Below are 13,114 nucleotides of genomic sequence, written 5' to 3'. Positions count from 1 at the left end.
AGTTCCACAAAGTTTCGCAAAGAAGGCACAAAGGCACTCAAAGTTTTTTCTTGAATCTATCCTTAGCGGGACTTTGTGCCTTCTTTGCGAAACTTTGCGAAATAACTCCCTAATCCCCACCCACAATCTTAGGCAAAACGGTTTGCTTTAATCCCTGCTGCACAAAGCGCCACAAAAAGTTAAACACCGATTTATCTTTTTTACGATCAATCTTTACATCGGTTTTTTTAAGGCGGTCGTCACTATCATTCTTTACCAGCAGATTACCCACAGCACTTATCAGCTTGTTTTTCTTTTTGCCGTCTTTCTTATAAATATCAACTTTAAGGTCGTCATATTCTACAGCAAAGGTACCGCTGGCACGATCTCTGTTACCGTTAAAGGTAAAGCGCACATCTTTAAGTATACCGCTTGTGGTGGCGTTCATTAGGGGTTTTGAAACCGGGTTTACCTCCTCGCTCCTTATGTTTTGTAAATGGCCTATTATGGTAAAAGAATCTGACGCATCAAGCGTATTGAATGACCAGCTTACCTTTAGCGGTGCCGATTTCATAAACAGGCACTGCACATCGATAGTAGTATCGGGCAGCTTACCCTTCCCTACCGGGCTGTACACATTGTTTACTGTTGCATAAAATTTAGAGAAAGAAACCTTTGCCGCCGGCTTACTAAAGTTAAGTTGCTCCTCATATTCTATGGTGGCATTTTTAAACAATATCTTATCTGCCTTAAGATCAAAGCCAAGGTTACGCAGCATTTCGCTATACAACTTTTTACGCACGGGGTCATCCTTTGGCTCCTTACTGCGGTAAATATTAGCATACACTTTATTTAGCACCATGCGCGGCGTGTGTACATAAAGCGTATCGTGTACAAAACCCCAGTCGGCATTGTTAACCGAGATGCTGTCGGCTTTTATATTAAACTGATCTACCTCTTTAGCCACCATACCGCTAAACTGTTTGCGCGTTTGCTTAGGCACCAGCCTGAATTTTCCTGCCACTAAAGATGTATCGGTCGCCTTAAGGCTTCCCGCTTCAATATTATAAAACAGCCCGGCATTATAGTAAAGGCTGTCGCAGCTAAAGCTGTAATCGCGGTAACGTATCGGGATGTTTTCCTTCACAATAATACTATCTACCCTTATATTGGTTAGCGTAAACGCAATGTTGCTGGCACGCAGTTGCGGGTTGTGGAGCGAATCGAGCATCCTGAAGCTACCACCGGTTATCTTTAACTTACCGGTACGTATTACCTGATGAAATGGGCGCTGCACATCATCTTCAATAGTATATTTCTTTTTGGTATGATACATTATAACATCCGGCTTTTCTATAACCACTTCATCAGCCAATATGCGGCTGTAGCGGTACAGCTGCCATAAGTTTACACCATTAACTGCTATAGTATTTACCTTTACAAACACCCCGTTTTTTGTAGCGGCTTCCATATTCTCTTTAGGAGCCAGGGCGGCATCCTTAATAGAAAAACTCCCACCCCACAGGTTTACATCAAGATCTTTATAATTAACATTATAAGGGAAATTTGTCTCTGCCTTTAAGATGGACGGAAGTTTCTTTTTAACGTACCAGGCCAGGCCAAAATTAATGGCAATAGCTACTATAAAAAGTATTGCGAAAGCGATGAGTATTTTTTTCAGGATGCGCATGATTTTAAAATATGATGAAATTTACTACATAATCACCCACCCGTAATACTATTTATATTTTTATTAATACTTTGATTTTAAAGCAGTAATCTCAATACAGTATTTCAATTTAGTATGCATGCATATGTTTTTCGCAATGATTAAGCATTTTTACTACTTTTTATTTATGAACACCCAGTAATATATGAAAAAATAATTATTATGAATGCATAATAATTTACCGCAAAATATTGCTAAATCGATAATTTATTATAAATTTGATATGAAAACAACAATATTGACAACCTAACTCATTATTCAACCCATGAAAAAACTATTATCTTTAACCATGGCGGCTTTAACGGCAACGTCTGCATTTGCAGGGGGTTATCGTGTGAGCCTTCAGGGACAAAAACAACTTGCCATGGGCCATACCGGGGTAGCTGTGGTAAACAGTGCCGAGACTTTGTTCTTTAACCCGGCAGGCGCATCTTTTCTTAAAGACCGCTTTAACTTTTCGGCTGGTGCTAACGGGCTTTTTGCACGTACTAAATTCCAGAACGAAACCTACAACTGGAAAAATTCTACCGATAACTTTGGGACCCCGTTTGAAATATATGCATCGTACCGCGCTACAGACTGGCTAACCGTAGGCCTTGCTGTTTACAGCCCTTACGGCAGCGCTGTAAAGTGGGATAAAGACTGGCAGGGTGCTAACCTTGTAAATAACATTGATCTTGAGGCCGTTTACATTCAGCCTACACTATCAATTAAAGTTAACGATTACCTGAGCATTGGTGGTGGCCCTATTTATGTAACCGGTGGCGTATCGCTTAATAAAAACCTTTCGCGCAGCCTTACGGACGAAAACGGCAACCCAAGTGATGTAAACATTGAAGCAAAAAATGTAACTGCATGGGGCTATACCGCAGGCCTGATGTTTAACCCGGACAAGCATGTGCGCCTGGGCTTAAACTACCGCTCCAGAATAACAATGGAAGCCCGTGATGGCGATGCAAAATTTCATGATGTGCCTGAATTTGCACAAGGCACTTACCACGATACACAATTTAATGCAGATCTTCCGCTACCTGCTGAGCTTACCGCAGGTTTATCGGTTGAATTTAGCGACAAATGGTTAGTAGCATTTGACTATAACCGCGCTTACTGGAACGTGTACAAATCATTAGACGTGAGTTTTGCAAATGGCATAACATCTGTAAACCCTCGTAATTATAAAGATGCGAGTACCTACAGGGTGGGTGCACAATTTAAGCCAAACAACAAGTTTGCTTTCCGTACCGGATGGTATTTTGACGAAAGCCCTGTACAGGATGGCTATTTTGCACCGGAAACTCCGCGTAACGATTCTATGGGCTTTACAGGTGGTTTAACCTACCAGCTTACACCTAAGTTTGGTATTGATGCCAGCTTCCTGTACCTGCACTTTAAAGAAACAAACAATTCTTACAACTACGCCGACGAAGACGGTACGCCTTACTCGTTTGGCGGAACCTATAAGAACGTGGTATTCTCTCCAGGTGTTGGTGTAACTTATAGCTTCTAATTAACTCGCCATGAAAAACAAAAAAATACTCTTTATAGCATTATTAGCCGCGGGCTTTACAGCCTGTGAGCCAGAATTTGAACACGAAGTAAGCAATGTAGACTACAACGCAGGCGAGGCAGACTTTACCACTTATGTAGCCGTAGGTAACTCGCTTACCGCCGGATATATGGATGGCACTGTATCTCGCGTGGGTCAGTCATACTCTTACCCTAACCTCCTGGCACAACAGTTTGCCGTAGTAGGTGGCGGTGCTTTCACACAGCCTTCCTACGCCGAAGACGCAAATAATCTTGGCGGAATATCGGGCATACCGGGTTTTCCTACACGCCTTGTTATTAACATGCATGCAGACAACCCAAAGATACCTGCTGGCCCTGAGTCTATTGCCGGTACTTCTACCATAACACTTGCACCGCAGCAACAAGCTTTTAACAATATGGGGGTTCCGGGCGCTAAGTCGTTCCACCTGTTGCTACCGGGCTATGGCGATGCTGCAAGGCTGTCATTAGGCGCTGCAAACCCATATTATGTGCGTATGGCTACATCAGCTTCAGCTACCGTATTAGGCGATGCGATGTCTAAACGCCCTACGTTTTTCACTAACTGGATAGGCTCTAACGATGTACTTTCTTATGCAACATCAGGAGGTACAGGTGTAGACCAGACAGGTAATCCGAACCCTGCAACTTACGGATCTAACGATATTACAGACCCAACTTATTTTGCGGGTGTTTACACTGCAATCATCAATACTCTTACCTCTGAAGGCGCTAAAGGTGTAGTGTCTACTATACCGGACATTACATCAATACCATTTTTTACCACAGTGCCTTATGCACCACTTACAGCATCGGCTATAGGAAAAGAAGATGAAGCTGTAGGTTTAGCAACTATAGACCAGCTTAACGCGCAGCTTTATGGACCTCTTAAACAAATATTTACTGCTTTAGGACAGCCCAACAGGATAAACCTTTTATCTAAAACAACACCCAACCCACTGCTTATAAAAGATGAAACGCTTACCAATTATGGCGCACAGATAACAGCCGCCTTTACCCCTGCACTCGGCGCAGCAGGCGCAGCATACGCAGGATCTATCTTAGGACAGGCAAGACAGGCAACTGCTGACGACCTTGTACTGCTCACAACCCGCGCTGTTATTGGAAAAGAGCCAACTGGCGCACCGGCACCGTTTGATGCATATGGTGTTACCTATCCGCTACAGGATCAGCACATTCTTATACCGTCTGAAATTACGGCCGTAAATACCGCTACAGCAAGTTATAACACAGCTATAAAAACTATAGCAGCGTCTAAAAACCTGGCTGTAGCCGATATGAACGCCATTATGAATAAGCTTAAAACAGGCTTTACCAGTGATGACGGGCAGGTGTATTTTGCCAAATACTTTAGCGTTGCTACTGTAAACACCGTAGTGTTCTCGCTGGATGGCGTACACCCTAATGCGCGCGGCTATGCACTTGTTGCAAACGAGATACTTAAGGTTATCAACGAGCACTACAAAGCTAAACTGCCACTTATTGTTCCAGGCTATTACCCAGGCCCAACAATAGTCAAAACAAACTAAATTTTGTAATACATTTCTTAAAAGCATCGGATATTTCCGGTGCTTTTTTTATTTTTATCAAAAAATTCAACCCTATGAAAACGTTAATAAAAATATTCTTTACTACAATATTCGTTTTAGTGCTGGCACATTTTATGCCGGGCGTATATGTAGAAAGCTTTCAATCTGCACTTTTAGTGGCAGTGGTGCTGGGTTTGCTTAATATATTCATCAAGCCCCTGCTGGTCATTTTTACATTACCCGCAACCATTTTTACATTCGGCCTGTTCCTGCTTGTAATCAACGGCATCATTGTAATGATTTGCGATTACCTTCTTGAAGGGTTCAGGGTAGCCACCTTTTGGCAGGCGCTTTTGTTCAGCCTTGTGCTCTCTTTTGGACAAGCGTTGATATCAACACTTTCTGACAACAGAAAGTAACTCAACCACTAAACCTTAACAACATGAAAAAGCCCGCTAAAACCTGCTATTCTCACCTTGGAGGAAAACTCGGCACGCTCCTGCTGGAAAATTTCATTGAAAAGAAATGGATTGCAAAAGATGACGTAAGCGACAAGCATTATTATGTGACCGATCTCGGCACAGCAGAATTCACAAAGCTGGGCATCGACCTTTCTCTGATAACAGAAGAATAAAACGTGTATTAGCCGGAGCTCATAAGCATATTTCAAGCTATTGAAATACAATTTTCAAAAACATTGTGCAAAATGTAAAAATAGCGTAATTTTGCGCCCACGATTTCAAATAAAACAATTGAACTGATGAACATTACAAGAGAGCAGGTTGACGCACTAAACGCTGTAGTTACAGTAGTAATTACAAAAGACGATTACAAAGCAAATGTTGACAAAGCACTATACAACTATAGAAAAAACGCAGCACTTCCGGGATTTAGGAAAGGTGCAGTACCTGTAAGCCTTATACAAAAGCAGTATGGCAAAACCGTATTGCTTGAAGAAGTAAACAAACAGCTTCAAACATCGCTAAACAGCTACCTTTCAAAAGAAAAACTGGATATCCTGGGCAATCCGCTTCCAAGGGTTAAAGAAGAAATCGACTGGGATGCTGAAGATTTTACTTTTGAGTTTGAACTTGGCCTTGCCCCTGTTTTCTCTGTAGATCTTACCGCAGGTACTAATGTTGTAAAATACAACATTACTGCTGACGATACTATGCTAAACGAGCAGGTAGAGCGCATCCAGAAACAATATGGCAAACTTGTAAGCAAAGATACTGTAGAAGCAGGAGATGATATCGTGGGTACTTTTACCAATGAGGAAAAAGGTATCAACGCAGAAGCTACTATTACTACTGAGATCTTTAAAGACAAAAAAGCAGCTAAAAAATTCATTGGCAAAAAAGTAGGCGATGTTGTTACAATAGGTACTAAAGGCCTTTTTGATGACGACCACAAACTTATGGATTACCTTAAAGTAGGCCATGATGATGTTCACGGACTTGACATTGAGGTAAACTTTACCATTGCTGAAATAAACACACACGACCTTGCAGAACTTAACCAGGAGCTATTTGACAAGCTGTTTGGCGAAGGCGTTATATCTTCTACAGAAGAACTTAAGGCTAAGATAAAAGAAGATGCAGAGCAGCAGTTTGCACAACAAGCTGACCAGAAATTCCTTAACGATGTTACTGAGTCGCTTATTGCAAACACTAAATTTGACCTTCCGAATGAATTCCTTGTAAAATGGCTTCAGACTGCAGGCGAAAACCCACTTACTGCTGAACAGGCAGAAGAGGAATACAAAAAATCTGAAAGTGGCCTGCGCTACCAGCTTATAGAAGGCAAAGTACTTGTTCAAAACAACCTTCAGGTTACTTTTGAAGACCTTAAAGCCTTTACTGCAGACCTTATCAAAAAGCAAATGGCACAGTTTGGCCAGCTTAACCCTACTACAGAAGAAGTAGACGGCATTGTAGCCCGCGTACTTACAAACCAAGAGGAAGTTAAGAAGCTTAGCGAGCAGGTTATGAGCGAAAAAATGCTTAACCTTTACAAAGAAAATGTAAAATACACTACCAAAGAAGTTACGTACCAAGACTTTATTAAGGAAATGTACGGAGAATAATTTCTCGTAAAAAATGAGTATATTTGAACGTCGGCTTTTTAAGGCCGGCGTTTTTATATTTTATTTAAATAACCATAAAAGAAAGAATCAGACTATGGATTTTGGTAAAGAATTTAAAAAGTACGCTACAAAACACCACGGCGTAAATAACTTATATTATGACAAACTGGTAAACCGCGTTACCCCTACCGGCCTTACCCCATACATTATGGAGGAGCGCCAGATGAACGTTGCCCAGATAGACGTGTTTTCACGCCTTATGATGGACAGGATCATCTTTTTGGGTACAGGTATAGATGACCAGGTGGCAAACATTGTACAGGCACAGCTTTTGTTCCTGGAAAGTGCCGATGCCAGCAAAGACATCCAGATTTACATTAACTCTCCGGGAGGTAGCGTATATGCAGGCCTTGGTATGTACGACACCATGCAGTACATAAAACCAGATGTAGCTACTATTTGTACAGGTATGGCAGCATCTATGGGTGCAGTATTGCTTTGTGCAGGTGCAGCGGGTAAACGCAGCGCGTTACCACACAGCCGCGTAATGATTCACCAGCCATCCGGCGGTGCTCAGGGTGTTGCTACAGATATGGAAATTAACCTGCGCGAAATGCTGAAACTTAAAGAAGAACTTTATGAGATCATCTCTAAGCACAGCGGACAAACGTTTGACAAAGTACACAAAGACAGTGAGCGCGATTACTGGATGAAAGCTCCGGAAGCCAAAGAATATGGCATGATCGACGAGGTATTAACAAGAGAATAAATTCATTATTAATGAGTTATACGTAACAGGGAGGCCTTTAGAGCGTCCCTGTTATGTTTAATTAAGAAAAGATGGCGAAAGAAGTATTAGAATGTTCTTTTTGCGGCAGGAAAAAGCCGGAAACTAACCTGCTTATTGCGGGTATAAGTGCACATATCTGCGACCGTTGCATAGAGCAGGCGCACGGCATTGTGCTTGAAGAACTAAAACAAAGTGGCAACACGTCGCTTGCGGGCGAACTGGAGCTTAAAAAGCCGAAAGAGATTCGTGCATTCCTGGACCAGTATGTTATTGGGCAGGACCAGACTAAAAAAGTACTCTCTGTAGCGGTATACAACCACTACAAAAGGCTGATGCAGCAAAAAGCGGATGACGATGTAGAGATTGAAAAAAGTAACATCCTTATGGTGGGGCAAACCGGTACCGGCAAAACGCTTGTGGCAAAAACCATAGCACGTATGCTTAATGTGCCGCTTACCATTGTAGATGCTACCGTACTTACTGAGGCCGGCTATGTGGGTGAAGATGTAGAAAGCATCCTTACACGCCTTTTGCAGGCCGCAGATTATGATGTTAAAAAAGCAGAGCGCGGCATTGTGTTTATCGACGAGATAGACAAAATTGCCCGTAAAAGCGACAACCCGTCCATAACACGCGATGTTAGCGGCGAAGGTGTACAGCAGGCATTGCTTAAGCTTCTTGAAGGTACTGTGGTAAACGTTCCGCCAAAAGGTGGGCGCAAGCACCCGGACCAAAAGTTTATTGAGGTTAATACTCAGGACATCCTGTTTATTGCCGGTGGTGCTTTTGATGGTATCGAACGCATCATATCTAAAAGGCTAAACCGTCAGGCGGTGGGTTACAGCACATCTAAAAATGCCGATAACATCGACAAGGATAACCTATTGCAGTATATTATCCCTAAAGATGTGAAAGATTTCGGGTTGATACCGGAAATCATCGGCCGTCTTCCGGTGCTTACACACATGGATCCGCTGGATCGCGAAACACTTCGCGCTATCCTTACAGAACCTAAAAATGCACTGGTTAAGCAATACATGAAACTTTTTGCAATGGATGATGTAGCGCTTACCGTAGAAAACGATGCTCTTGATTATATTGTGGAAAAAGCGTTGGAATACAAGCTTGGCGCACGCGGACTTCGTTCGCTTTGCGAAGCCATACTTACCGAAGCCATGTACGAACTACCGGGCAGCGATGATAAGGAACTGCACATTGATAAAGAATATGTAGAGCACCATTTAGGCAAAAACCTACTTAAGAGACTAAAAGCAGCTTCTTAATTTGTGGATTTGTTAATTCGGTGATACGGTTATTCGGAAGGAACGCGGATGACGCGGATTGTGCGGATTTACACGGATTTTCTTCGTTTTACATCTAACACAACAATCCTTTCTTCACGACCTGTCATTGCGAGGAACGAAGCAATCTCATAAAACTTATATACACAAAAGACCGCCAGTTGGCGGTCTTATTACTTATAATAGTAATACCAGTTACTACTATAATTTTCATCAAAGTTTTGTTTACTATCAACTGATATGCCAAACATCTCCCTTTTGAAATAGCCAAACTCATCGTACTGCTTTAGTACATCAAAGTAAGCGTCTGCCCATTGTTGTTTTTCAGGGCTGTCTTCATAGCGTTTCAGCTGCTCATCAGTATAAACAAAAAATATAGCTGCTGAAAAAGTTGGAGATATCAACCATATATCTGCATTATTAAGCTTTTGCTTAACATTGTTTATATCTGATTTTGTAACCTTTTCATTCGCTTCAATTTTTGCTATGGGCTCGAATGCGGTAAAATAAATGAATATATTTTCGGCATTATATTTTGGCGAAGCTAGTTCACTAAACGCAAACCACCTTCTTTTAAAAACATGGTTTTTTGCGTATAACTCTCTAAATTTATCTGCTATGGCATTTTGCCTGCTACCGTCAAATCCCTCATCACCATTCCTAAAATTACCCGCGTCTTTCGCTAATTCAAAACAAATCATGAGGCGAGGTCTTTTGCCGTAAATTGTATCGTATAAAATATTGAGTGGTTTTACACCATACATCTTTTCAATATAAAGCCAACTGTTCAAAATCACTATTCATAGTGGCTTGTCCCAGCATTATCTGCTTAGTTTCTTTATATTCCTTATCTGAAGGCATTACCATAACTACCTCATTAAAAACTCTAACGTATATTCTAAAAACTCCTGCGGGTTCTCGGCATGTACCCAGTGCCCTGAGTTTGTTATGGCCTTAATTTCATAATTTGGGAAATGCTGCTTTATCAGCGCAAGATCCTGCTCACGAATGTACTTCGACTTATCGCCCCTTAAAAACAAGGTTGGCTTATCATAGACACTACCTTCGGGCAATGCTTCACCTATATTATCTACCTGCTCATTAAATACCGGCAGGTTAAACCTAAAGCCCAGTTGCCCTGGTTCCACCCAATAAAGATTCTTCATAAGAAACTGGCGTGTACCGGCATAATCAATATATTTACCTAAAACTTCTTCAACCTCATTACGCGATGGCTTTACACTAAAGTCAACCGCATTAAGTCCGGCCAAAATATCCTGATGGTGCGGCGGGTAGTATTGTGGCCCGATGTCTGCCACTACAAGCTTATCAAGTAATTCAGGATGTTGCATAGCAAAAAACATTGCTGCCTTGCCGCCCATGCTGTGGCCAATAATATCTACAACGCCTAAGTTATTTTCATCTATATAATCAACTAAGTCCTGCACCATGGCATCATAAGTAAACACATCGCTATGAAAACTTTTGCCGTGGTTACGCATATCTACCGCATGCACCTGAAAACCCTTAGCTACATAATGCAACCCTAACGACTTCCAGTTATCGCCCATACCCATAAAACCATGAATGATAAGCAGCGGCTTTCCACTTTCTCCTTCTACTCTGCTGTGTAACATCTTATTTAAGTTTTTGAAGGTACATATTCACCACATTTTCCAGCCCAAGGTACAGCGACTCCGCAATAAGCGCATGCCCTATAGACACCTCAAGCAAACCCGGAATATTTTCTTTAAAGAATTTAATATTATCAAGGCTCAGGTCGTGCCCGGCATTAAGACCCAGGCCAAGTTGCTGTGCCAGTTCAGCAGCAGCTACATACGGTTTTATACCATCGTGGTTACCAAGCCCATATTCATGCGCAAAGCTTTCGGTGTACAGCTCTATACGTTCGGCACCTGTCTCAAGAGCACCTTCTACCATTTTCAGGTCCGGGTCTACAAATATCGAGGTACGTATGCCGTTGCGCTTGAACTCCTGTGTTACCTCTTGTAAAAAGCTTTTGTGTTTAATGGTGTCCCATCCGGCATTGCTTGTTATAGCATCATCGGCATCGGGCACCAAAGTAACCTGTGTAGGCTTAGTTGCTAAAACAAGGTCAATAAATTTACGTATCGGGTTACCCTCAATATTGTACTCAGTATATACAACAGGCACTAAATCATACGCATCCTGATAGCGGATGTGTCGCTCATCAGGCCTTGGATGAATGGTTACGCCTTCGGCTCCAAATCGCTGCACATCGGTAGCAACTTTAAGCAGGTTAGGCACATCGCCACCGCGCGAATTGCGAAGGGTGGCAATTTTATTTATGTTTACGCTTAGTTTAGCCATTTTTTATTGTAAAAAGTTAACAGAACCACAAAAATACAAAGTATATAGGCATCCTAAGCTTATTTTTGGTTATTTTGCATATTATTTACCACGCACTCCATGAACGAAATTACCGACTTTTTAAACTCCAACATTAAGGCCCTGCGCACTACAGATTCGGTAGCTGACGCACAGGATCTTTTTGCGGAATATCCTTTTTCTCATTTCCCGGTACTTGAAAACGGCGTATACATAGGATGCGCGGGCAGTGAAGATACCGAGCTTATGGATATAGAAAAAACCATGGGCGATATGCGCTACAGCTTTGAGCGTTTTTTTGTGCGCGATACCACACTGTGGCTGGACGTGCTTGAGGTTTTTGCAAAAAACGAAACCAACCTGGTACCGGTCCTAAATGAAAACAATACATATGTAGGTTATTATGAAATAACCGATATTATTAAGTTTTTTGACCAGACACCTTTTCTTAAAGAAGAAGGTGGCATACTTGTAGTAGAAAAAGGTATTACAGAATACAGCATGAGCGAAGTGGCTCAAATAGTAGAAAGCAACAATGGCAGGCTGTTGGGCGCTTTTATATCTGAAGCTACATCGCAGCGCGTGCAGATAACCGTAAAGATAAGCCTTGGCGGACTGAGCGAAATTATACAAACGTTTCGCAGGTACAATTATGAAATTATTACAGAGCACCAGGAAGATGCTTACCTTAACACCCTGAAAGACCGCTCTGATTACCTTGATAAGTACCTTAATATATAGGTTATGAAAATAGCTGTTTACGGCCAGTATTACAAAGACAACACCGACGATATTATCGAAAAAATGCTACGCATTTTTAGCCAGTACAATCCGGAGGTGGTATTTGAGGAAAAATTTTATAGTGTGCTTACAGGCAGAAATATACTGCAAACAGCATACCCCATATTTTCCGGACACGAAGACCTTGATAGCGGCTTTGATATTTTTATAAGCATAGGAGGCGATGGCACCATGCTGCGCGCTGCCACGTTGGTACGCAACAAAAACATCCCGATTGTGGGCATTAATGCCGGAAGGCTTGGCTTTTTAGCTACAGTACAACAGGAAAGCATTGAAACCCTGCTGCCGCTTATTTTTGAAAACCAGTTTAAAATTTCGCCGCGCACACTACTTACCATTGATTATAAAGGAATATCACCGGAGGTAGCCGAACTTAACTACGCACTTAACGAAATAACCGTTAGCCGTAAAGACACTACATCGATGATTACCGTTGATGTATCTTTAAATGGCGACCATCTTAACTCTTACTGGGCAGATGGCCTTATCATCTCTACCCCTACCGGATCTACCGGATATTCACTTAGCTGTGGTGGCCCCATTTTTATTCCGGAAGCTGCGGGTCTTGTAATTACACCTATTGCACCACACAACCTTAACGCCCGCCCTCTTGTAATACCGGACGACACTACAATAGAACTTCGCGTAAGCAGCAGGGAAGAACAACACCTTGTATCGCTGGACTCCCGAATTATATCTATTGATGTAGATACAGTACTGACTATTAAAAAAGCCGATTTTAAGATTAATCTTGTTGAGTTTACTCAGGAGAAATTCATTAATACGCTACGCAAAAAACTGCTTTGGGGCGAAGACAAGCGGAATTAATTTAGCCAAAATTTCATCTGCTCATATACTACAGTGAAACTTCTTTCGTTTTCAACTCAGTATAATTTGAATGTAGCGATAAAGAAAGCGGTAAATTGTCTAATTGTTAAGGTGAAACCAAAATCTATATTG

The 13,114-nt window shown here is 41.8% G+C and carries 13 protein-coding genes; 9 read left to right on the top strand and 4 right to left on the bottom strand.

Going from position 1 to position 13,114, the window contains the following annotated elements:
* Positions 1 to 109 precede the first annotated feature (109 nt).
* The gene (locus tag DYH63_RS20760) at positions 110 to 1,669 is read right to left on the bottom strand and encodes an AsmA family protein (RefSeq protein ID WP_116790622.1); all 1,560 of its coding nucleotides are present in this window, start codon (positions 1,667 to 1,669) and stop codon (positions 110 to 112) included.
* 304 nt (positions 1,670 to 1,973) lie between these two features.
* On the opposite strand from DYH63_RS20760, the gene DYH63_RS20755 reads away from it, so the two are divergent.
* The 7 genes from DYH63_RS20755 (at position 1,974) to clpX (ending at position 8,965) form a co-directional block, all read left to right on the top strand.
* Positions 1,974 to 3,215, top strand: coding sequence for an OmpP1/FadL family transporter (locus tag DYH63_RS20755; protein WP_116790621.1), 1,242 nt, complete (start codon positions 1,974 to 1,976; stop codon positions 3,213 to 3,215).
* A gap of 10 nt (positions 3,216 to 3,225) precedes the next feature.
* Positions 3,226 to 4,806 carry an SGNH/GDSL hydrolase family protein gene (locus tag DYH63_RS20750; protein ID WP_116790620.1) on the top strand — a complete coding sequence of 527 codons (1,581 nt, stop codon included), beginning with the start codon at positions 3,226 to 3,228 and terminating at the stop codon, positions 4,804 to 4,806.
* A 74-nt stretch (positions 4,807 to 4,880) separates the two neighbouring features.
* Positions 4,881 to 5,225, top strand: coding sequence for a phage holin family protein (locus DYH63_RS20745; protein WP_116790619.1), 345 nt, complete (start codon positions 4,881 to 4,883; stop codon positions 5,223 to 5,225).
* A 23-nt stretch (positions 5,226 to 5,248) separates the two neighbouring features.
* Positions 5,249 to 5,440 (top strand): ArsR family transcriptional regulator, encoded by a 192-nt coding sequence (locus tag DYH63_RS20740; protein WP_116790618.1) that lies wholly within the window; start codon positions 5,249 to 5,251, stop codon positions 5,438 to 5,440.
* A 126-nt stretch (positions 5,441 to 5,566) separates the two neighbouring features.
* Complete coding sequence (gene tig, locus DYH63_RS20735; RefSeq protein WP_116790617.1) at positions 5,567 to 6,892, top strand: trigger factor; 1,326 nt, start codon at positions 5,567 to 5,569, stop codon at positions 6,890 to 6,892.
* Positions 6,893 to 6,986: 94 nt separating this feature from the next.
* The gene (clpP, locus tag DYH63_RS20730) at positions 6,987 to 7,661 is read left to right on the top strand and encodes an ATP-dependent Clp endopeptidase proteolytic subunit ClpP (RefSeq protein WP_116790915.1); all 675 of its coding nucleotides are present in this window, start codon (positions 6,987 to 6,989) and stop codon (positions 7,659 to 7,661) included.
* Positions 7,662 to 7,732: 71 nt separating this feature from the next.
* Positions 7,733 to 8,965: an ATP-dependent Clp protease ATP-binding subunit ClpX gene (gene clpX, locus DYH63_RS20725; protein ID WP_116790616.1), complete on the top strand. Its 1,233-nt coding sequence runs from the start codon at positions 7,733 to 7,735 to the stop codon at positions 8,963 to 8,965.
* Positions 8,966 to 9,156: 191 nt separating this feature from the next.
* Here the strand turns inward: clpX and DYH63_RS20720 are convergent, their stop codons facing one another.
* From DYH63_RS20720 to DYH63_RS20710, 3 genes are all read right to left on the bottom strand, one after another.
* The gene (locus DYH63_RS20720; RefSeq protein ID WP_116790615.1) at positions 9,157 to 9,747 is read right to left on the bottom strand and encodes a hypothetical protein; all 591 of its coding nucleotides are present in this window, start codon (positions 9,745 to 9,747) and stop codon (positions 9,157 to 9,159) included.
* A 105-nt stretch (positions 9,748 to 9,852) separates the two neighbouring features.
* Positions 9,853 to 10,620 carry an alpha/beta fold hydrolase gene (locus tag DYH63_RS20715; RefSeq protein WP_116790614.1) on the bottom strand — a complete coding sequence of 256 codons (768 nt, stop codon included), beginning with the start codon at positions 10,618 to 10,620 and terminating at the stop codon, positions 9,853 to 9,855.
* Between the two features lies 1 nt (position 10,621).
* Positions 10,622 to 11,335, bottom strand: a complete 714-nt coding sequence (locus DYH63_RS20710) for a pyridoxine 5'-phosphate synthase (protein WP_116790613.1) — start codon at positions 11,333 to 11,335, stop codon at positions 10,622 to 10,624.
* Between the two features lie 99 nt (positions 11,336 to 11,434).
* Between DYH63_RS20710 and DYH63_RS20705 the strand changes: the two genes are divergently transcribed.
* Both DYH63_RS20705 and DYH63_RS20700 read left to right on the top strand, forming a co-directional pair.
* Positions 11,435 to 12,094 (top strand): CBS domain-containing protein, encoded by a 660-nt coding sequence (locus DYH63_RS20705; RefSeq protein WP_116790612.1) that lies wholly within the window; start codon positions 11,435 to 11,437, stop codon positions 12,092 to 12,094.
* 3 nt (positions 12,095 to 12,097) lie between these two features.
* Positions 12,098 to 12,982 (top strand): NAD kinase, encoded by an 885-nt coding sequence (locus tag DYH63_RS20700; RefSeq protein ID WP_116790611.1) that lies wholly within the window; start codon positions 12,098 to 12,100, stop codon positions 12,980 to 12,982.
* The last annotated feature ends 132 nt before the right edge of the window (positions 12,983 to 13,114 follow it).

It is taken from the genome of Flavobacterium psychrotrophum (assembly GCF_003403075.1).
In the GTDB taxonomy this organism is placed as follows: domain Bacteria; phylum Bacteroidota; class Bacteroidia; order Flavobacteriales; family Flavobacteriaceae; genus Flavobacterium; species Flavobacterium psychrotrophum.
Note: the sequence above shows the minus strand (reverse complement) of the source record. Positions and strands in the feature narration are given on the sequence as shown.